16 protein-coding genes are annotated in these 21,656 nt (G+C 62.3%); 8 read left to right on the forward strand and 8 right to left on the reverse strand.

The annotated features are described in order from the left end of the window. Positions 1-236: 236 nt before the first annotated feature. The 3 genes from IGS58_RS10640 to IGS58_RS10650 all read right to left on the reverse strand — a co-directional run bounded on the left by IGS58_RS10640 (position 237) and on the right by IGS58_RS10650 (position 3,986). A complete protein-coding gene (locus IGS58_RS10640; protein WP_099393905.1) occupies positions 237-2,495 on the reverse strand; it encodes an arginine/lysine/ornithine decarboxylase in 2,259 nt (752 codons plus the stop codon). 238 nt (positions 2,496-2,733) lie between these two features. Then, the gene (locus IGS58_RS10645) at positions 2,734-3,219 is read right to left on the reverse strand and encodes a dihydrofolate reductase (protein ID WP_230521312.1); all 486 of its coding nucleotides are present in this window, start codon (positions 3,217-3,219) and stop codon (positions 2,734-2,736) included. Next, positions 3,216-3,986, reverse strand: a complete 771-nt coding sequence (locus IGS58_RS10650) for an alpha/beta fold hydrolase (protein ID WP_230521313.1) — start codon at positions 3,984-3,986, stop codon at positions 3,216-3,218. Before IGS58_RS10650 ends, IGS58_RS10645 begins: the two co-directional genes overlap by 4 nt. Positions 3,987-4,208: 222 nt before the next feature. On the opposite strand from IGS58_RS10650, the gene IGS58_RS10655 reads away from it, so the two are divergent. The 4 genes from IGS58_RS10655 (at position 4,209) to IGS58_RS10670 (ending at position 10,063) form a co-directional block, all read left to right on the forward strand. Continuing rightward, a complete protein-coding gene (locus IGS58_RS10655) occupies positions 4,209-4,784 on the forward strand; it encodes a TerD family protein (RefSeq protein ID WP_034784423.1) in 576 nt (191 codons plus the stop codon). 243 nt (positions 4,785-5,027) lie between these two features. After that, positions 5,028-6,281 carry a TerD family protein gene (locus IGS58_RS10660; RefSeq protein WP_230521314.1) on the forward strand — a complete coding sequence of 418 codons (1,254 nt, stop codon included), beginning with the start codon at positions 5,028-5,030 and terminating at the stop codon, positions 6,279-6,281. A 9-nt stretch (positions 6,282-6,290) separates the two neighbouring features. Beyond that, positions 6,291-7,625, forward strand: coding sequence for a VWA domain-containing protein (locus IGS58_RS10665; RefSeq protein ID WP_230521315.1), 1,335 nt, complete (start codon positions 6,291-6,293; stop codon positions 7,623-7,625). Positions 7,626-7,789: 164 nt separating this feature from the next. Continuing rightward, positions 7,790-10,063: an outer membrane beta-barrel family protein gene (locus IGS58_RS10670; RefSeq protein WP_230521316.1), complete on the forward strand. Its 2,274-nt coding sequence runs from the start codon at positions 7,790-7,792 to the stop codon at positions 10,061-10,063. Here the strand turns inward: IGS58_RS10670 and IGS58_RS10675 are convergent. Continuing rightward, positions 10,060-11,100, reverse strand: a complete 1,041-nt coding sequence (locus IGS58_RS10675; protein WP_230521317.1) for an SMI1/KNR4 family protein — start codon at positions 11,098-11,100, stop codon at positions 10,060-10,062. The genes IGS58_RS10670 and IGS58_RS10675 overlap by 4 nt on opposite strands. Next, entirely contained in the window at positions 11,100-12,074 is a 975-nt protein-coding gene (locus IGS58_RS10680) for a thymidylate synthase (protein ID WP_034784426.1), read from the reverse strand. Before IGS58_RS10680 ends, IGS58_RS10675 begins: the two co-directional genes overlap by 1 nt. Before the next feature lie 157 nt (positions 12,075-12,231). On the opposite strand from IGS58_RS10680, the gene IGS58_RS10685 reads away from it, so the two are divergent. The 4 genes from IGS58_RS10685 (at position 12,232) to IGS58_RS10700 (ending at position 17,958) form a co-directional block, all read left to right on the forward strand. Continuing rightward, the gene (locus IGS58_RS10685) at positions 12,232-14,985 is read left to right on the forward strand and encodes a bifunctional diguanylate cyclase/phosphodiesterase (RefSeq protein WP_230521318.1); all 2,754 of its coding nucleotides are present in this window, start codon (positions 12,232-12,234) and stop codon (positions 14,983-14,985) included. Positions 14,986-15,183: 198 nt separating this feature from the next. Next, positions 15,184-16,617 (forward strand): OmpP1/FadL family transporter, encoded by a 1,434-nt coding sequence (locus tag IGS58_RS10690; protein ID WP_034784427.1) that lies wholly within the window; start codon positions 15,184-15,186, stop codon positions 16,615-16,617. Between the two features lie 281 nt (positions 16,618-16,898). Then, positions 16,899-17,297 (forward strand): phage tail protein, encoded by a 399-nt coding sequence (locus tag IGS58_RS10695; RefSeq protein WP_070254229.1) that lies wholly within the window; start codon positions 16,899-16,901, stop codon positions 17,295-17,297. Between the two features lie 40 nt (positions 17,298-17,337). Then, complete coding sequence (locus tag IGS58_RS10700) at positions 17,338-17,958, forward strand: glycoside hydrolase family 25 protein (RefSeq protein ID WP_070254230.1); 621 nt, start codon at positions 17,338-17,340, stop codon at positions 17,956-17,958. Positions 17,959-17,974: 16 nt separating this feature from the next. Here IGS58_RS10700 and IGS58_RS10705 read toward each other — a convergent pair whose 3' ends face one another. Genes IGS58_RS10705 through IGS58_RS10715 form a run of 3 tightly spaced genes read right to left on the reverse strand, consistent with a single transcriptional unit; the run spans position 17,975 to position 21,633 of the window. Further along, the gene (locus IGS58_RS10705; protein WP_230521319.1) at positions 17,975-19,075 is read right to left on the reverse strand and encodes a threonine aldolase family protein; all 1,101 of its coding nucleotides are present in this window, start codon (positions 19,073-19,075) and stop codon (positions 17,975-17,977) included. 9 nt (positions 19,076-19,084) lie between these two features. Next, a complete protein-coding gene (gene leuE / locus IGS58_RS10710; RefSeq protein ID WP_092605271.1) occupies positions 19,085-19,759 on the reverse strand; it encodes a leucine efflux protein LeuE in 675 nt (224 codons plus the stop codon). Positions 19,760-19,770: 11 nt separating this feature from the next. Then, positions 19,771-21,633 (reverse strand): ABC transporter transmembrane domain-containing protein, encoded by a 1,863-nt coding sequence (locus tag IGS58_RS10715; RefSeq protein ID WP_092605269.1) that lies wholly within the window; start codon positions 21,631-21,633, stop codon positions 19,771-19,773. Positions 21,634-21,656: the final 23 nt, after the last annotated feature.

Raw genomic sequence — 21,656 nt, forward strand, 5'->3', positions numbered from 1 at the left:
TTTGATCTGGCGCAAGCGTGCGCGCTGGCCTGAAATGAAAAACGCCACCTGAAAGGTGGCGTGAATGAATGGCGTTCAACAAACGTCAGAATTAACCGTTTTTAACGAACGTCACGACGGTTCATCCAATCGTCGCGAGCGGCAGTGATTTGTGGCCGAGAAGCGCAACCGTACTCCAGTACGGTGAGCATCGCCGGCCGCAAAGCGCGCCGCGCAGTAGATTGGATGTGCCGTCATTAATCATCCAGTTTGACGCAATCTACAAAATAGCCGCGCTTGCCATCGACTTCGCGTTTCACGAGACCATGCACATCCGTCTCGAAGCCGGGGAAGCGCTCGTTGAAGTCGCGTGCGAAGCGCAGGTAGTCGACGATGGTCTTGTTGAAGCGCTCGCCCGGGATCAACAGCGGAATACCCGGTGGATACGGCGTCAGCAGGATGGACGTGATGCGGCCTTCCAGTTCGTCGATGGCCACGCGCTCGATTTCGCGGTGCGCCATCTTGGCGAAGGCGTCCGACGGCTTCATGGCCGGGATCATGTCCGACAGATACATTTCCGTCGTCAAACGGGCCACGTCGTAGGCCTTGTAGAAATCATGGATCTGCTGGCACAGGTCGCGCAAGCCCATTTTTTCGTAGCGTGGGTTGGCCGCCGCAAATTCCGGCAGGATGCGCCACATCGGCTGGTTCTTGTCGTAGTCATCCTTGAACTGTTGCAAGGCGGTCAGCAGGGTATTCCAGCGGCCCTTGGTAATGCCGATGGTAAACATGATGAAGAACGAGTAAAGGCCGCATTTTTCAATGATGACGCCGTGCTCGGCCAGGTATTTGGTGACGATGGACGCGGGGATGCCCGTGTCGCCGAACTGGCCGTCCAGCGACAGGCCCGGGTTGACGATGGTCGCCTTGATCGGGTCGAGCATGTTGAAGCCGGGAGCCAGGTCGCCGAAGCCGTGCCAGTCATCCTCGGCGCGTATCATCCAGTCTTCCTGCTGGCCCATGCCTTCGTCGTTGAAGGTGGCCGGACCCCATACCTGGAACCACCAGTCCTGGCCCCACTCCTGGTCGATCTTCTTCATGGCGCGGCGGAAATCGAGCGCTTCCATGATCGACTCTTCCACCAGGGCCGTGCCGCCCGGCGCTTCCATCATGGCCGCGGCCACGTCGCACGAGGCGATGATGGAATACTGCGGCGAGGTCGATGTGTGCATCAGGTAAGCCTCGTTGAAGGCGTCCTGGTCCAGCTTGACCGTGTCCGATTCGCGCACGAGGATTTGCGAGGCCTGCGACAGGCCGGCCAGCAATTTGTGCGTGGACTGGGTCGAGAAGATCATCGATTCCTTGGCGCGCGGACGGTCCTTGCCGATGGCGTGCATATTCTTGTAGAAATCGTGGAAGGTGGCGTGCGGCAGCCACGCTTCATCGAAGTGCAGGGTGTCGATCTTGCCGTCCAGCATTTCGCGCAGGGTTTCCACGTTGTAGATCACGCCATCGTAGGTCGATTGCGTGATGGTCAGGATGCGCGGTTTCTTGTTCTTCGCTTCGCGCGCGAACGGATTGGCCTCGATCTTGCGGGCAATGCTTTCCGGCGTGAACTCATGCAGCGGGATAGGGCCGATGATGCCCAGGTGGTTGCGCGTCGGCATCAGGAACACGGGAATCGCGCCGCACATGATGATCGAGTGCAAGATCGACTTGTGGCAATTGCGGTCGACGACGACGATGTCGCCCGGCGCCACGGTCGAGTGCCACACCATCTTGTTCGAGGTCGAGGTACCGTTGGTGACGAAATAGCAATGGTCGGCATTGAAGATGCGCGCCGCATTGCGTTCGGACGCGGCGACGGGGCCCGTATGGTCGAGCAGCTGGCCCAGTTCCTCGACGGCGTTGCAGACGTCGGCGCGCAGCATGTTTTCACCGAAGAACTGGTGGAACATCTGGCCGATCGGCGACTTCAGGAAGGCCACGCCGCCCGAGTGGCCGGGGCAGTGCCATGAGTAGGAACCGTCGTTGGCGTAGTGCACCAGTGCGCGGAAGAATGGCGGCGACAGGCCATCCAGGTAGGATTTCGCTTCGCGGATGATGTGGCGCGCGACGAATTCCGGCGTATCTTCGAACATGTGGATGAAACCATGCAGTTCGCGCAGGATATCGTTGGGGATATGGCGCGAGGTGCGCGTTTCGCCATACAGATAAATAGGGATATCGGCGTTCTTGTAGCGGATTTCCTCGACAAAGGCGCGCAGCGATTTCAAGGCGTGATCGGTTTCCTCAATGGAACCGGCGCCGAATTCTTCATCGTCGATCGACAGCACGAAGGCTGACGCGCGCGATTGCTGCTGGGCAAATTGCGACAAATCGCCGTAGCTGGTCACGCCCAGCACTTCCATGCCTTCTTTTTCCATTGCGGCGGCAAGGGCGCGAATGCCCAGGCCGGACGTATTTTCAGAACGGAAATCCTCGTCAATGATGACGATAGGGAAACGAAATTTCATGCATGTCTCCAAAAAAGCAAGCCGCCCCTGACATATGTGAAGGGGCGGACTAGGGCGCGACGGTCAGGCGGTAGTGCAACCCGGCAGCCGCAGAAAAAAAATAAGAACGGGATTCTCGCAGAAATGCGGCGTCTGCGGGAAAAAAATATCGTAGCAAAGCGTCACAAGCGTGCGCTAGCGTGACGCATGGGTGTGACAGGGGTATTACAGCAACATTCTGCTAGTCAATATAACCTTATCAGGCTTTGCGTTGCAGCGTGACAAAGGCGTAAGGCAGGCCGGATTTCTCCGAAACATGCGCTTCGCGCGCGGTTTCTTGCCACACGGCATGATCAACGGTGGGGAAAAAGGCATCGCAATCAAACGTCTGGCCGATTTCCGTGATGATCAAACGCTGTGCCAGTGCCAGCGACTGCTGGTAGATTTCCGCGCCGCCGATGACATAGCCTTCGGCGCCGTCCAGCAGCGCGATAGCCGCTTCCAGCGACGACACCGCTTCCACGCCCTCATGGCGCCAGTCCGGATTGCGCGTGATGACGATGTTGCGGCGGTTCGGCAGCGGACGGCCGATGGAATCGAAGGTTTTGCGGCCCATGAGGATGGGATGGCTCGTCGTCAGACGCTTGAAATGCGCGAGGTCTTCCGGCAGTTTCCACGGCAGGGTGTTGTCGATGCCGATGCCGCCTTGCTGGTCGGTGGCGACGATGATGGTCAGTAAGCTCATTGGTTCTGTGAAAAAGGTGGGGGCGATGCCCGATGCCCGCCATTATCGTTGAAATTGCCGGCGGTCTCCAGATGCGCACGCATGGCGTCGGCCAGCGCGCCTGGTGCTTCCAGCGGAATCATGTGACCGGTGTTGTCTTTCAGCAGGTGCAGGGTGGCTTGCGGCAGGCGGGCCGCCATGGCGCGCAGGTCGTCGGGATCGACGAGCTTGTCGTCTTCGGCGCCCACAATCAGCACGGGAAAACCGAGTTCCGGCAAGCGCGCCATCAGGTCGGGGCGGGCGATGGTGGTGATGAATTGCGCCAGCAGCACGTCCTTGCCCAGGTCCAGCCCCATCTGCCGGATCAGGCCTGTGATGCCGGTGTCCTCCAAGTGCGACGGGTGCAGCAGTTCGCGCAGGCGCTGGCGCGTGATGCCCGCATAGGCATTGCGCTCGAGCATGGCGACGATGCGCTGGCGCGCTTCAACCTCCGCCGGCAGCAAACCTTTGGCCGAATTGGCGATCAAAGTGAGGGACTGGACGCGCTGCGGGTGCGCCAGCGCGTGTTCGAGCGCCAGGTAGGCGCCTAGCGAAAAGCCCACCAGATGGGCTTGAGCAGCGCTGTGGCTGGCGATCATCTGCTGCATCTGCGGGCGCGTGCGCGCCTGGTGCAGGGGCACGTGCTGCAGATCAAAGGCGTCGCCCAGGGCAGACGCCAGGCGCGACCACAGGCGCTCGTCGCACAGGGTGCCGGGAATACAGTCGAGTCGTATCTTGGTATTGTTCAAGGACAAGCCTGGGGTCAGGATGGTAAAAATTTTTGTCGAGCGGCATTATCCGTCATTTTGCGCATTGGGGCAGCGGCACGGTCTTTTTCGCATGGCATTATTTTCAATAGTGCGCGGCTGGCAAGCAGTAACTTTATGGTAGGCTCATGGCTCATCAAGCCGGTACGCTGGCGACGTGACCTGAAACACCGAATGCAACCCCCACATTAAAGAGGAATTACCATGGCGATCAGTTTGCAAAAAGGCGGCAATGTCAACCTGAGCAAGGAAGCTCCTGGCTTGAAGAAAATCGTGATTGGCCTGGGCTGGGACCCGCGCGCCACCGATGGCGCCGCATTTGACCTGGACGGCAGCGCCTTCCTGCTGAAAACGGATGGCAAGGCCCGTTCCGATGCCGATTTCATTTTCTACAACAACCTGAAGTCGGCTGACGGCTCCATCGTCCACGCGGGCGATAACACCACGGGCGGCGGCGATGGCGATGACGAGAAAGTTGCCGTCGACCTGGCCAACGTGCCTGCCGATATCGACAAGATCGCCGTGGCCGTCACTATCCACGACGCGGAAAACCGCAAGCAGAACTTCGGCATGGTCGGCAAGGCCTACATCCGCTGCCTGAATGGCGACAACGGCGCGGAAATCGCCCGCTACGACCTGTCGGAAGACGGCTCGACGGAAGCGGCCATGATCTTCGGCGAAATCTACCGCGCCGGCAGCGAATGGAAATTCAAGGCCATCGGCCAGGGTTTCAAAGGCGGCCTGGGCCCACTTGCACGTTCCTTCGGCATCAACGCTTAAGAGCTCCGGAAAACGGCCCATGGCCGCGTTGCGTCACCTCGCCGTACTATTCGTACTGTCTTCGGTGACGCGGCTTGCCCTGAACCGTTGTCCGAAGCTCTTTTAGCTTTGTATAGAACCCGGAACGTCAGTCCATGGCGGCGTTGCTCCGCCATGGACTGACTGTACATTCGTACTGTCTTCGGACGACGGGCCTTGCCTTGAGCCCTTGTCCGAAGCTCCCACACCTGAATAAATAATCGCATGGAAAACCTGATCAAGGGGCAGCGCCTGGCGCTGTCCGGCCTCGTCACGGGTAATGTCGTGCAACTGGGCCTCGCCGGCGCTGGCGTGCCGTTGGACTTTGCCTGTTTCGGCCTCGATGCCAACGGCAAGCTGTCCGACGACCGCTACATGACTTTCTTCAACCAGCCGCGCACGCCGTGTGGCGGCGTGGAAACCGTGGCGCCGTCCGGCGATGCGGCCGGTTTCAGCTACCAGCTAGAGCGTTTGCCATCCTCCATCGAGCGCCTGGTCGTCACGGCCGCCATCGATGGCGCTGCCACCATGGCGCAATTGGGCAGCAGTTATCTGCGCCTGCTCGACGGCGGGCGCGAACTGGCCCGCTACACCTATGCGGGCGCTGATTTTGCGCAGGAAAAAGCCGTCATGCTGGGCGAGTTCTACCGCAGGGACGGCGGCTGGCGTTTCATGGCCGTGGGCCAGGGTTTCAATGGCGGGCTGGACGCGCTGGTCGCGCATTTTGGCGGTGAAGTGGCGCAGGCGGCAGCGGAAACGGTGCCATCACCCAAGATTTCCCTGTCGAAAATCTCGCTGACCAAGGCAGGCCAGACGCACAAGGTGTCGCTGGAAAAGGGCGCCGGCGCGCCGGGCAAACTTACCGTCAAGGCTACCTGGGTGGATAACGGCGATGGCGACGACGACAACGACGACCTTGATTTGCGGGTCGGCATCCTCTTGCCGAATGGCCAGATGCGCTTCATCCAGGCGCCCGATACGCCCGGCAACTTTGGCGCCATGCCCTTCGTGCGCCATCTGGGAGACGTGGCGGGCGCATCGGGCAAGGAGCCCGCCACGGAAACCGTGGAAGTCAATCCCGCCCTGGCGCAGCATTACGGCGGCACCGTGGGGCTTGTCTTCAGCGTGTATTCGGCGCTGGCCAATGGCGCCGTCTCCGTCGCTTCCATGCGGCCGAAGATGGTCATGCAATATGGCGAGCAGATCGTCGAGTGCGCGTTCGATTTCCGCCTGTCCAAGGTGGCCGACGACGATTCCGTCTATACCTATGTGATCGGCATGGCGCGCATCACGCCCGACAGCATCATTCTGGAGCCGTCGGGCAAGACGTCGGAACCGGGCAGCGAAGCGACGCCGTGGCTGAGCTGGCAGGGCGAGAACCTGCAGCTGGCCTTCAATGGTCCCGTCGTCTTCAAGGGCGAGGACAAGGAAGACGAAGATGATTTCAATGCGGACAATCCGCGCCGCTACATCGCCTAGGAGACACTGATGGAAACCTTGTCCAAAGGACAGCGCTTGCCGCTGGCCAATCTCGTTCCCGACGGCGTGCTGCAGGTCGGCGTGGCCGCACAGGGGCTGGCGCTCGACGTGGCCTGTTTCGGCCTCGATGCCAACGGCAAACTGTCCGACGAGCGCTACATGACCTTTTTCAACCAGCCGCGCACGCCATGCGGCGGCGTGGAAGCGCGTTCGGGCAGCGCTGGCGACATGACCGAGTTTGCCATGCAACTGGCGCGCTTGCCCGCCAGCATAGACCGCCTTGTCGTGACGGCATCCATCGATGGCGGCGGCGTGATGTCGCAGCTGCAATCTGGCCACGTGCGCCTGCAGGCGGGCGGACGCGAGCTGGCCCGCTTTACGTTTGCCGGGTCTGATTTTGCACAGGAAAAGGCCGTCATGCTGGCGGAAATTTACCGCAAGGATGGCGGCTGGCGCTGCATGGCCGTGGGGCAAGGCTTCAATGGGGGCCTCGATGCGCTGGTGCGCCATTTCGGCGGCGAGGTCGACCAGGCCGCTTCTGCTACGCCTGCGGCGGTTTCGGCCGTCATGCAGGCGAAGATCAAGCTGGAAAAAAGGGTCGAACGCGAGGCGCCGCAGCTGGTCAGCCTGGTCAAGCAGGCGGGCGTGTCGCTGCAAAAAGTGGGCTTGCTTGACCACCGCGCCAAGGTCTGCCTGTGCCTGGATATTTCCGGTTCCATGGGGCGGCTGTATATAGAAGGGCTGGTGCAGCGCTTTGCCGAACGCATCCTGGCGCTGGGCTGCAAGTTCGACGACGATGGCGAGATCGATGTTTTCCTGTTCGGAAAGAATGTCCATCATCCGGCACCCATGGACTTGAGCAACTGCAACACCTATGTGGGGCGGGCGATCATCCGCCACCCGCTGGAAGGCGACACGCGCTATGGCGCCGCCATGCAGGCGATCCGCGCGTTTTACTTCCCTGACGCGGCCGGCGGCGAGCGCACGCGCCCCGTTGCGGCGGAATTGCCCGTGTACGTCATGTTCGTTACCGATGGCGGCACCAGCGACCAGGCGACGACGGAGAAACAATTGCGCTGGGCCAGCAATGAACCGATCTTCTGGCAATTCATGGGCATCGGCAAGGGGCGCAAATCGAAAAGCAAGTTCCTCGCCGCCTTTGCCGATTCCGACTTCCCCTTTTTGGAAAAGCTCGACGAATTGCAGGGACGCCTGGTCGATAATGCCAATTACTTTTCCGTCAGCTCGCCCGACGAGCACAGCGATGAGGAACTGTATGACTTGCTGATGACGGAGTATCCGGGCTGGCTGAAACTGGCACGCAGCAATGGCCTGCTGACCTAGCTGCTCCCCAAGGTGTGAGGCTGTAATGCCACAAGCGCAAGAGATTTGTAAATTGAAGTAAATTGCAATTGTTTGCCTATGCGTTGGCCCCTAGAATCATGGCATTCGATTCCCGGTTGCCACGCGTTTGCGTTGCGCCTCACAGTTCCTGGGCTATTTATTTCATGCATAAAATTGTTCTCTGCTGCCTGGCTGGCGGCAGCCTGCTGTCTGCCAATGTTTCCGCTCAGGCACAGGCCGCGGCCACCGGCGACACCGTCGTCAAGCCGGCACCGGCCAAGACGCCCGCCATTGATGCACCGCCTTCCGTCAGCGTGACGGCCGAGCGTCCCACGGGCCGCATTGACCGGCAAGTCTACGACGTCAAGTCCGACGTGGGCAGCAGCAACGGCACGGCGGCCGATGCCTTGAACAATGTGCCGTCGGTGGCCGTCGACCCCGATGGCAGCGTTTCCCTGCGCGGCAGCAGCAATGTGCAGATATTGATTGATGGCAAGCCGTCAGCCATGTTGCAGGGCGATTCGCGCGGCGCCACCCTGAATGCCATGGCGGCCGACGATATCGAGTCCGTGGAAGTGATCAACAATCCCGGTGCCCAGTTCGGCAACGAAGCCGGTGGCGGCCCGATCCTGAACCTGGTGATGCGGCGCAACCGCAAGCCGGGCGGCTTTGCCACCGTCAACGCAAATGCGGGCATCGCGGGGCGCTACAACAGTGCCGTGTCCGGCACCTACAACGAAGGGCCGTGGGGCTACCAGGGCGGCATCAATGTGCGCCACGACGGCCGCAATTCCGTGGGCGAGGTCAGCCGCGAGCGCCTGGAACGCGACACGGGGGCATTCGCCCCCAGCAGCCAGCAGTCCAACAACAATGGCTTGAATGATTCGCTGGGCTTGCACGGCACCGTGAATTACAACCTGAACGCCAACGATACCCTGGCCGCCAGCGTGTCGTATAACGGCCGCAGCAACGACCAGCGTTCGCTCGACCGCTACATCAATGGCGACAGCACGGGCAGCACCATCGGCGACTATGTGCGCAGCACCGTGCGCAACGGCGACAGCCGCAACTACAGCTGGGGCGCGCGCTACGACCACAAGGGAGAGTTGCCGGGAGAATCGCTGAAGATCGACTTGCGCGTTTCGTCGTCGACCAACGAGAGCGACAGCGATTACGCCAATACCTACGCGGTGACGCCCGTGAATGCCTTCGACAGCCGCGCGCGCCAGCACAGCGAGACGGGCAACCGCATCGTCGACTTCAGCGGCGACTACGAGCGTCCGCTGGCGGGCGGCACTGCCAAGCTGGGCTACAAGGTAGCCGACAACAAGAGCAGTTTCGATACCTTATATACGGACATCAACCCGGGCAGCCTGCTGGAGACCGTCAATCCCATGCGCAGCAACCGTTTCGAGCTGGACGAGCGCACCATCGCGCTGTACGGTTCCTACCAGATGCGCCTGACCGAGCGCTGGGGCGCGCTGGCCGGCTTGCGCGCCGAATACACGGACTTGAACGTGCGCCAGATCACCAGCGGTATCGAGGCCAGCAACAACTACGTCAACTATATTCCCAGCCTGTTCGCTACCTATAAGGTCAGCGACGAGAGCAACCTGCGCTTCAGCTATGCGCACCGCATCCGCCGTCCGAATGCGGGCGACCTGAATCCTTACGTGGTCTACCGCGACGAGTTCAATGTGTCGGCCGGCAATCCCAAGCTGAAACCCACGCAGACGGACTCGTTCGAGATCGGTTATGAAACGAAGATCGCGGGCCTGGAAAGCAGCTTGCGCGCCTACCACCGGCGCGACACGGACGCCATCGTCGATTACCGTTACTTTATCAGCGACAATGTGCTCTTGACCACGCGCGAAAACGGCGAAGGCAGCCATTCGAGCGGCCTGGAATTCAGCGTCAGCGGCAAGCTGACGCCATCGCTGACCCTGAACACGAGCGGCAACCTGGCGCGCAGCCAGCAGACGAGTTCGGACGACCTGGGCAACCGCAGCACGCGCACGGCGAATGCCCTGAGCGGCCGCGCGCGCCTCAATTACCAGCTCAATACGGCGAACCAGCTGCAACTGGCCCTGCAAATGCAAGGCAAGATGCTGTCGGGACAGGGTTACCGTTCGCCGAACAACACCTTGAATGTAAGCTGGCGCCACACGGTGACGCCGCAGTTGAGCCTGGTCATGAATGTGACTGATGTGTTCAGCAGCAACAAGATGGAAACCGTCATCAACAGCGCTTCCCTGCGCGAGACGAGCACGCGGCGCTTCGATGGACGCATGATTTATGTGGGGCTGTCGTACCGCTTGGGCGGCGCCACGTCGGCGGCGAAAGAGGGCGAGCGCGAACCGCGCTTCGGCCCGCCGGGCGGACGCGGGCCAGGCGGCCCCGGCCCTGGCCCGGGCGGTCCGGGAGGCGAGGCCGGCTAGGCCGCTGTCGCGATCTCGTTCAGGAAGTCGATGAAACTGTCCGCATGGCGCTCGAAGCGCCATGTGCCCATGCCATGTTCGGCGCGATACACGGGGGCATCGCCATCGGCGACGGCGCCCAGGTCCAGGCAATATGGATCGGCGCCCGCATCGGCGATCACCAGATACTGCTCCGGCCAGCCGGCGATGGCTTCACCGCTGACGGGATTCCAGGCGTAACCGTGCTGGGCCTTGATGAGCCCGGCCGCGCCATACAGGCTCAAACCCTGGAAATACTGCCGGCTGTCGATAAACACCCGCAGCGGCGAATGGCAAGCCAGGAAGCGCCGGTAGTGCTCCGGCAAGGCCCAGCGCTGCGCGATGCCGGCCATGTCGGCGGCGCTGGCAATGGTCAGCCAGTTCGATGGCTGCGCCAGGTCCTGCTCCTTCTTGCGACTGGCGGCCAGCTTTTTCTCCAGCCTAGCCGCGGCTTTTTCCAGCGGTGTGCGGGGATCCTCGAGCGACGCGTGGGTGGCGGGCACGGCATGGCCTGCGCCATCCGGATAAGCGTGGCTCTGCCAGGCCAGCACGTCGGCCAGCCGTAGCTGTTCTGCCTTCCAGTGGCCGGGATCGTAAGGCAACCCCGCATCGAAAGGCTGGCGGCTGAACACGGCCAGGCTTTTGACGGCCTTGGCGCGCACGCTCAGCTTGGCATTTTCCGCAGTGGCCAGGGCCACGAGCGGAGCATACGCCGCCTTGCCCATGCTTTTGAGCATGCCATCCACGCCCCAGTAGGCGAGGCCGTCCATATCGAGGCTCCAGCTGAAAAAATCGCCGTATTCTCCCGGCTCGGCCAGGGCGACGATATCCGTCATCAGGAAGGCGCGCCAGTGCAGCAGCTGGCCGTCCCTGGCGTAAGCGATCAGGATGGCGAGCACGGCTTGCCGCTCGTCGGCAGCATACTTTTTCAGCAGCCTGTCCTTCAGGCGGGCGAACTTGTTTCCGTCGGTTTCATCAAACAGCTTGCGGTGCAGGGCTGCCAGCGGTGCGACCGCCATCAGACGGCCATCGCGGCCTTGATGGGCGCGTGATGTTCGTAGCCTTCCAGCGAAAAATCGGACGGCTCGATTTTTTCCAGCCATTCCGGCTCGTATTTGCCGGTTTTGGCAAAGTCGGGCACGCGGTCGGAAATGACGAAACGCGGCGCCGGGAACGGTGTGCGCTTGAGCTGTTCTTCCACCATGTCGAGGTGGTTTTCATAGATGTGCGCGTCGCCGATGAAATACGTGAACCAGCGCGGCGTGTAGCCCGTCAGGCGCGCCACCAGGTGCAGCAGGGCCGCGCCTTCGGCGATGTTGAACGGCGTGCCCAGGCCGATGTCGTTGCTGCGCACATATAAACACAGCGAGATTTCGCGCGTGCTGGCGTTCGGGATGAATTGGTACAGCAAATGGCAGGCGGGCAGGGCGACGGCGTCCAGCACGGCCGGGTTCCAGCCGTGGAACAGGATGCGGCGGCTGCCGGGGTTGTGCATGATGGTGTCCAGGCATTCGCGCAACTGGTCGACGGCCTTGTACAGCAGCACTTTCTGCACGCCGTTTTCGGCGATCGGGGCGATCAGGGTGAAACCGTTCGCTTGCGCATCGGCGATCTGTGCCGGCTGGTCGGCGTCCAGCAGTTTATACGCGGGCCATTGGCGCCATTGCACGCCGTACACGGGACCCAGGTCATCTTCGCCTTCGCGGTAGGGGTTGGCCAGCCATTGCGCATTTTCATTGGCGTTCTGGTCCCATACCTTGCAGCCCAGCGCGCGGAACTCGGCCGCGTTGCGCGAGGCGCGCAGGAAGGCGCACAATTCGCCGATCACGGATTTGAAAGCCAGTTTCTTGGTCGTCACGGCAGGGAAATTGCCGTTGGCCAAGTCGAAACGCATCATGGCGCCCGGCACGCTCAGGGTGCGGATGCCTGTGCGGTTGTCTTGCCAGCTGCCCGTTTCGAGCACGGTCTTGATCAAATCTTGATATTGCTGCATGTATTTCTCCAACGGTAAGGATGGTGATTGTAACGCAGGCGCGACAGGCGGGCTGCGGCCCGCACACATAATTACGCTGCTGTCTTACCTGCAAACATGACTCTGTGGTAATTTGTGTGTCCTTGAAGAAATACACAGAAACGGCAGATGCTGCACCATGTTCTTGCGACAATTTGTAAATAATAATAACGCCGCCGTGGTGGAGATGAGCAGGGCCGATTTTCTCAAGGCCAACCTGCGCCTGATCCTGGCCTGGCCCTTGCTGGGCCTGGTCCTGTGCGCCGTGCTGTGGACGGCCACCTTGCTGCAGCTGGAGGCGGAAAAGAAGGTGGCGCAGCAGCAGGCGCTCGACAGCGTGTCTTCCTTGTCGAAAGCGTATGGCCAGTATCTGCTGCGCACCCTGGAGCAGATGGACCAGCTGACCTTGCAGCTCAAATACGAGTGGGAGAATTCGCGCGGCCAGCTGCGTCTCGACCAATTGAAGACGCAGGGCATGTATGCCTTGCCGCAATTTGCCATCGTCGCCATCCTCGACCGCAAGGGCCACGCCGTGACGGCCACGGCGCCGCTGCAGCGCCTGCGGGTCAACGAGCGCAGCGATTTCCTGCTGCGCCACTGGCGCAGCAATTCCAGTGCGCTGCGCATCGCGCTGGGGAGGGCCAATGCGGCCAGCGAGGCGGCGGTGCCGGGCGCCGATGAAAGCCTCGTGCATTTCACGCGCCGGCTGGAAGACGAGGATGGCAATTTTGACGGCGTGCTCCTGATCTCCATCCATTCCAGCTATTTTTCCGAATTCTACAACAGCGTCAGTTTTGGCAAGTTCGGCATGTCGGCCATGGTGGGCGAGGAGGGTGAACTGTTCAGCACGCGCCTTGGCTCGCGCGTGTTGCCGACCCCGAGCGGCGAGGGCGCGCCGTTTCTCGACACGAGTTTCCTGGAAACGGAGAGCGGCGCCCTGCATTCGGGCGGCAGGATCGCTTTTTCCGACCAGCAAAGCCGCTACGTGGGCTGGCAGGCGCTGAAAGCCTATCCGTTTACTGCCGTGGTCGGACTGTCGGACGGCGAAATGCTGCATCCCTACGAGGAAACGCGCACGATATATATCGGCATCGCCTTTGCCGTCACCTTGCTGCTGCTGGCCTTCGCCGCCGTTGCCACCGTGCTGTCGCTGCGCCTGGCGTGGCGCCACCACCAGTCCGAAGGCGTGCGCAATGCCTACCGCATGGCCACCGAAGGCACGAGCGACGGCTTCTATATCATTGCCGCCCTGCGCGGCGCGGATGGCAGCATCCTCGATTTCGAGATCGTCGACTGCAACGAGCCGGGCGCCGGCTACTTTGGCGTGCGCCGCGAACAGTTGCTGGGCATGCGCCTGCAGTCGCGCGCCCACGAGCCGTATTTCCGCGACCTGATCCATAATTACCGGGCCGCCATGGTCTCCGGCTTTTCCGAGGAAGAGATCGAGCTGCCGGAAGGCAACCCCTTCAAGCTGCGCTGGATACGCCGGCGCCTGGTGCGCAGTGGCGACCGCCTGGCCGTCACCCTGCAAGACATCAGCACGGCCAAGGAGCACGAGCGCGACCTGCGCCGCCTGGCCAATGAAGATGGCTTGACGGGCTTGCCCAACCGCTACTGGCTGCAGCAATTCCTGCCCGGGGCCCTGGGCCGCGCCGCCATCGCGCGGCACATGCTGGCGCTGCTGTTCATCGACCTGGACGGCTTCAAGGATATCAACGACACGCAGGGCCACGCCGAGGGCGACAAGGTGCTGCGCGCCGCCTCGCTGCGCCTGAAGGCCGTGCTGCGGCCCGGCGATCACGTGGTGCGCTTGGGCGGCGACGAATTCGTCGTCGTGCTCGACCCGGTGGAGGACGACAGCCGCGCCGAGCAGGTGGCGCAGCGCATCGCCATCGCCTTCGATGAACCGTTTTACCTGGGCAGCGAGCGCCACAAGATGGGTGCGTCGATCGGCATCAGCCTGTATCCGCGCGATGGCGCCGAGACGGAAGTGCTGCTGAAGAATGCCGATATCGCCATGTATGCCGTCAAGGTGGCGGGCAAGGGCCATCACCGTTTCTTCCAGCCGGAACTGTTTGAAACCATCCGCAACCGCCGCGAACTGGAGCAAAGCCTGGTGGCGGCGCTGGAGCAGGACCAGTTCCTCGTCGTCTACCAGCCGCGGGTCGACGCCATGAGCGGGCAGCTGTGCAGCATGGAGGCGCTGGTGCGCTGGCACCATCCGCAGCATGGCATGGTGCCGCCGCTGGAATTCATTCCCGTGGCCGAGAGCAGCGGCCTGATTTCGCAGCTGGGCGAAGTCGTCATCGAAAAGGTGTGCCTGCAGATGGCGCGCTGGCAAGCCAGCGGACTGGAACTGGTGCCCGTGTCCATCAACGTATCGGCGCGCCAGTTCGGCCGCGGCGACGTGCACCAGGTGCTGGCCTCGGCCCTGACGCGCCACCGCATCGATGCGCGGCTGATCGAGGTGGAAATCACGGAATCGGCCATGATGGATGAACAGAACCGCGCCGTGGAGCAGTTGTCCGCCATCCGCGCGCTGGGCGTGCGCCTGCTGGTCGACGATTTCGGCACGGGCTATTCCTCGCTGTCGCAGCTGCAGAAGTTCGCCATGGATGGCTTGAAGATCGACCGCGCCTTCACCATGGAGCTGGGCCGCTCGGAGCAGGGTGAAGTGTTCGTGCGCGCCATCCTGTCGATGGCGCATGCGCTGGGCATGAGCGTGGTGGCCGAAGGGGTGGAGACGCGCGAGCAGCTCGACATCCTGCGCGCGCTGCAATGCAACGAGGTGCAGGGCTATTTCATCTCGCGCCCCGTGCCGGCCGAACAGATGCTGTCGCTGATGCATCAGCGCTTTCTGATCCCGCTTCCAGCCCCTGCGCTGGCACTGTAGAAGGTCGTATGCGCAGGAAAAACAACGCCGTTTCATAAAAAGAGCGAACGTTCGCTTTTTTCTAAAAAATATTATATGCTTCGCTCATGCCGTCAGTGAATTGGAGTTCACGGCGGCAAGAAAAGTGCAAGACGGGGCAGCTGGATATGCCCGCGATAGTGTGCCGAAGACAATTTCATATAATAAAGAGAGACTAACTTGAAACATAAATATCTGCCCCTCCTGATCGTTGCCGCATTTGCTGGCATTTCCTCCACCGCACAAGCATCGGGCTACCGTTTCGGTTCGCAAAGCGTTTCCGCCCAAGGCACGGCCGATGCCAGCGGCGCCGAAGCGGCCGATGCATCGACCATTTTCTACAACCCGGCTGGTCTGTCGCGCCTGGAAGGCACGCAGTTCATGGGCGGCGGCACCCTGGTGGTACCGCATTCGACCTATGAAGACACGGGTTCGAGGACGTTCACCGGCCGCACGCCGGGCGGCACGACCAAGGACTATGCGCCGGACGCCGTTTTTGCGCCAGCCCTGTATGCCAGCAAGAAGGTCAATGATCAATGGACCGTCGGCATGGGCCTGTTCGTGCCATACGGCGCTAAGCTCGACTACGGCAATGACTGGAGCGGCCGCTATGCGATCACCAACATCAAGCTCGAAGCCATCGCCCTGAATCCTTCCGTTTCCTTCAAGGTCAATGAACACCACTCCTTCGGTTTCGGCGTCACCGCTGAACACATGAAGGCGGAACTGGGCCAGGCAGTCGACGTGCCGGGTTCCGTGGCCTTCCTGGCCCAGCACGCGCCAGCCGCGTCGCAAGCCTTCCTGGCCAATATCGCCAAGACGCAGGGCCTGGCCGCTGCGCAGGCAGCCGGCGCCGCACTGAAGGGCGCCAAGGATGGCCATGCCTCGATGGATGGCGATGACTGGGGCTTCGGCTTCAACCTGGGCTATCTGTACCAGATGAATGAAGGCACGCGTTTCGGCATTTCCTACCGTTCGTCGATTTCGCACAAGCTGAAAGGCGACACGATCTGGGACTTCTCGCAAGTGTCGGACAACGCCGCCGTGAATGCCTTCATCGCCAAGGCATCGAACAAGGTCAATTCCAAGGCGCTGGTGGAAGTGCGCACGCCGGAAACCCTGTCGGTCAACGCCTTCCATCAGATGGATGATCGTTGGGCCCTGATGGGCGACGTTACCTGGACGCGCACTTCGCGCCTGCAGAACCTGGACATCCAGTTCCCGCCGACGGCCGAAGGCCCGGAGCGCATCCGCCAGCAGTGGAAGAACACCTACCGCGTGTCGCTGGGCACCAACTACAAGTACAGCGAAAACCTGCTGCTGCGCGCCGGTATCGCGCATGACCAGGCGCCAGTGCGCAGCGCCGAGCTGCGTCATCCGGCGCTGCCGGACAGCGACCGCATGCAGTACTCGATCGGCGCGAACTGGAAGCTGAACGCCAATTCCTCGCTCGACCTGGCTTACAGCTTCATCGACTTCAAGGATGCCACTGTCAACTACAAGAATGACTGCTCGCCGGTGACCCCTGGCTGCACCGGCAACGGTGAAACCACCAAGGGCCTGTTCAAGACCCGCATGCAGTTGATCGGTCTCGCTTACAACTACAAGTTCTAAGCAGGTAGTGGCGGCCAACCCGGCCGCCATGAAATGAAAAAAGCGCCTTCGGGCGCTTTTTTTTGTGCCATGCAGAATTAAACTTGCTTTTCGAAAATGTTAATTCATCATTATAATAAAGCGTGATGTACGCCATTATTGACACGAAAACCACAAGGGCAAGCAATGCGATTTGATACCGATCAAAGTGACAGTAAAGAAGCGGAACACTTGGCCGTTCCCGCAGAGTCTGCCAATCCATTGCCGTGGCCCCGCGCCCCACGCGGCGGGATGCTGGCGTCATGAGCGCTCCATTTCATGCGCCGCCGCAATTTCCCCTGCGGCCTGGCTTTGGTGATACGCCCGTCGGCACGGTGATCGCCTTTGCGGGCGCTACCGCCGGCGCTACCATCGAAGCCTGGGGCTGGATGCTGTGCGACGGACGCATGCTCGACAGCGCGTCGTATCCAGAGCTGTATGCGGCGCTCGGGTATCTGTATGGCGGTTCTGGAGGGCAATTTCAGCTGCCCGACTACCGGGGCTGTTTCCTGCGTGGCCACGATGGCGGCGTCGGTGCGCGCGCGGAGCCGGGCCAGGGCGCGGGACCCTTGCCGTCCGATGCGCAGCCGAAAAGCGCCGACGTCAGCTATCTGATCAAGTTCACCTACGGTATGGGCGCGCGGCTCCCATTTCCGGCGTAGCCACGGCAAGGTCATTCATTTTCACTGGCAGGAGCACGGCATGGCAGACTTTTTGCAAGGCATCGATGTATCGCACTACAACGGCGCCATCGACTGGCCCACAGTGGCTTACGGCGGCGCTGCGCCAGCTTTCATCTATCTGAAAGCCACGGAAGGGGGCACGGTGGTCGATAGCGACTACCTCCGCAACCGGGCGGGCGCCACGGCGGCGGGCCTGTTATGCGGCGCGTATCACTTTTTCTCGCCCACCGAACCGGTAGCGGTCCAGGTTGCCAACTTTTGCAATGCGGTGGGCAGCGTCAAGGGCGAATTGCCGCCCATGCTGGACGTGGAACAGCCGGGGCTGGACCAGCCCGCTTATGCGGCCGCCGTCGCACAGTGGCTGCAGCAGGTCGGCGACAGGCTGGGCTGCACGCCCGGCATCTACACGGTCGCCGGTTTCTGGAACAGCTGCGTGGGTTCGTTTGCGCCGTTTCTCGCCCATCCACTGTGGATCGCCCATTACACGTCCGGGCCCAGCCCCACCGTTCCTGCCGGCAGCAGCAGCTATACCTTCTGGCAGTACGCGAGTACGGGGGCCGTGCGCGGCATCAGCGGGCCCGTCGACATGAGCCGCTACCCCGGCCAGGCCAGCCAGTTGCAGGCGCTGCTGTGCAGCTAGCGCGTCTGCGGCCCGTTCAGCGGGCGTCGGGCGCCTTGCGCATGGCCTGATCCAGCAAGGTCAGGGCCAGCCGCACGGTGTCGTCCGGCAGTTCCAGCAACTGGTCTCCCACATACCATTCCACCACGCTGCGCCCGGGAAGCGCTGCGTGGCTGGCGCGGCCGAACAGCCAGATGCCGTGGTCTTCGGCCAGCTGATTGCGGATGGCGATGGCCCGCTCGCGCGAGACGGGCAGGTGCAGGTGCAGCATGTTCGCTTGCGGCTGGGCGGGATTGACGGCAATCGACGGGAAGTCGCGCAGCAGCGCGTACAGCCACTGTGTGCGTGCAAAATACTGCGGCATGGCGGCCAGGCGCGCGTCGAACTGCATGGCGGCGGCCACCACGTACGGCGTGCGGTGCACGATATTGCCGCCCTGGCGGCGGAACCACTCGCGCGCCCGCTCGACGAACGGGCGGCTGCCGGCCAGCATGGCGCCACCGAGGCCGCCGATGCCCTTGTACAGCGACACGTACACGGAATCAAAGCCATCGCAGATGGCGGGCAGGGATTGGCCGAAACCGGCTTGTGCTTCCCACAGGCGCGCGCCATCCATGTGCAAATGGATGTTGTGCTCGCGGCAGTGCCGCTTGATGTCATTCAATTCATCCCACGATGGGCACTGGCCGCCGATTTCCCGCATCGGCAACTCGACCTGCGCGGCGCCCAGCGCATCGGGCACGGCGCGCAAGTCGTCCACCGTCCACGGGCGGTGCGGGTCGCCGAGCATCAAGCCCTTGAAGTGCTCGAGCAATTCATGATTACCCCGTTCGTGGCGCAGGATGTGTGAGGTCGGGTGCAGCGCCACCAGGGGCGAACCCCGGTCCTGGCAGGCCAGGCGCAGGGCCGTCACTTGCGTCATGGTGCCCGTGATGCAGAACACGGCCGCCTCGAAGGCGAGCAGGCTGGCGATCTTGTTCTCGAACTGTTCGATCAGCGCGCCTTCGCCATAGGTGTCGTGCGCAACATGGTTGGCGTCGCACCAGGCGGCCATGGCGGCGAAGGTGGCGCTTGGGGCGGGCTGGCGGTGGCCAGGCAGGACGGTATGGCAGCGCTGGCGCAGCTCAAGTTCGTTCACAGTCATTCCTTACAGTGTGGCCGTGGCGAGCTTCGCGCCGAAGCCGATGAACATGGCGCCCACGCCGCCACCCATGCCGGCCGAGAGGCGGCGACGGCGGCGGAAGGTCTCGGCGAGGCGCGCGCCGACAAAGATGATGGCCGTCAAGTAGGTAAAGCTGATCACCTGGCAGATCAGGCCCAGGCCGATGAAGGACAGCACGGGGTTCGGGAAGGCCGGGTCGACGAACTGGATGAAAAACGAGATGAAGAACAGGATCGCCTTCGGGTTCATCAGGCTGATGATCAGCGCCTTGCGGAATGGATCGCTTTCCTTGACGGGGGCAGGGACGGCCGCCGCTTCACCGTCGGCTGGCGCAGGCGCGCGCAGCTTGCGCCAGCATCCGATCAGCATCTGCAGGCCGATCCAGCCCAGGTAGGCCGCGCCGATGTATTTCACCACGTAGAACAGGGCCGGGCTGGCTTTCAGCAGCGAGGCCACGCCGCAGGCCGACAGCACCATCAATATCAGATCGCCGGCGAAGATGCCGAAGGCGCCCTGGTAGGCAGGCCGCACGCCGCGCTGGGCGGCGACCGACAGCACATACATGGAATTGGGACCGGGCAGGATGACGATGAAGATCGTCCCCAATAAAAAGGTCCAGAAATCGGTGATGCCCAGGTTGGCGTGGAAAAGTGCGTTCATGATGGTTCTGTTTAATTGATTTGTGCGTGATGAAATTGCAGTGCCGCGAGGTTGGCATAGATGCCTTTCATTGCCACCAGCGACGCGTGCGTGCCCGTCTCGACGATCTTGCCGTCTTCCATGACGATGATGCGGTCGGCCCGCTGCACGGTGGCCAGGCGGTGCGCGATGATGACCGTGGTGCGGCCCACCATGGCCGCTTCCAGCGCCTTTTGCACCAGGCGTTCCGATTCCGCGTCCAGCGCGCTGGTCGCTTCGTCGAGCAGCAGCAGCGGCGGGTTTTTCAGCAGGGCGCGGGCGATGGCGATGCGCTGGCGCTGGCCGCCGGACAGGCGCACGCCCCGTTCGCCGAGGAAGGATTTGTAGCCGTTCGGCAGGCGTTCGATGAATTCGTGGGCGGCCGCCATCTTCGCGGCGGCGATGACTTCCTCGTCGCTGGCGCCGGCGCGGCCATAGCGGATGTTTTCCATGGCGTCGGCCGAGAAGATCACCGTATCTTGCGGTACGATGCCGATGGCGTCGCGCAAGGTGTGCAGGTCCAGCTGCTTGATGTCCACGCCATCGAGGCGGATGCTGCCGCTTTGCGGATCATAAAAACGCAGGAACAGCTGGAACAGGGTGGTCTTGCCGGCGCCCGACGGACCCACGACGGCCACGGTTTCGCCGGCGCGGATGTCGAGGCTGACGTGGTCCAGCGCGTGGGTGTCCGGACGCGACGGGTACGAGAACATGACATCGTCAAGCGACAGGGCGGCGCCAGTCGCGGCGCGCGCGGGCAGCGGCAGCGGCGTGGCCGGCGATGCGATTTCCGATTTCACGGCCATCAGTTCCAGCAGGCGCTCCGTGGCGCCGGCGGCGCGCTGCGCTTCGCCCATCACTTCGGACAGGGCGCCGATGGCGCCGGCCACGATGGACGCGTACAGGATGAACTGGCCCAGGTCGCCGCCCGTCATCGAGCCTTCCAGCACGGCGCGCGCGCCCAGCCACAAGACGAAGACGATGGTGCCGAAGACCAGCAGGATGGCGATCATGGTCAGCAAGGCACGGGCGCGGATGCGGCGCATGGCTGTCATGAAGGCGCCTTCGACGGAGTCGCCGAAGCGTTTCGATTCGATCTTCTCGTGCGTAAACGCCTGCACGGTGGGCATGGCGTTGAGGATTTCGCCGGCCATGGCCGACGCGTCGGCGATGCGGTCCTGCGAATCGCGCGACAGCTTGCGCACGCGGCGGCCAAAGACGATGATGGGCACGACGACGAGGATCAGGAGGCCGATGATGATGCCGGCCAGCTTGGCGCTGGTGACGAACAGCATCACCAGGCCGCCCAGGAACAGCAGCACATTGCGCAGCGCCATGGAGATGCTGGTGCCGACCACGGCCTGGATCAGGGTCGTGTCGGTGGTGATGCGCGACAGGACTTCGCCCGTCTGCGTGGTTTCAAAGAATGCGGGGCTTTGCGTGACGACGTGGCGGTACACGGCGCTGCGGATGTCGGCCGTGACGCGCTCGCCCAGCCATGACACCGTATAGAAGCGCGCCGCCGTGGCCAGCGCCAGGATGGACGCCACGCCAAACAGGGCGAGGAACACCAGGTCGACGTGCTGGATGCTTTTTGAACCGGCCGCGCCGCCGAAGCCGAGGTCGATCATCTGCTTGAACGCGGCGGGAATGGCGAGGGTCGAGGCGGCGGCCACCACCAGCGCGATACCGGCCAGGAAGAACTGCTTGCGGTACGGCGTCAGAAAGGGCATCAAGCCCTTGAAGGCGGCCAGGCTGCCTTTTTTCAGTTCGCGGCTGGTGCCGGTGTCGGGAGTCGGTGCGGTGCTTGCGGCGGTTGCTGTACTCGTACTGCCTGTTTCTGTGCTGGTTGTCATTGTTTTTCGCTTAGTATTTACTG

Source organism: Janthinobacterium sp. EB271-G4-7A, assembly GCF_020858075.1.
GTDB lineage: Bacteria > Pseudomonadota > Gammaproteobacteria > Burkholderiales > Burkholderiaceae_D > Janthinobacterium > Janthinobacterium lividum.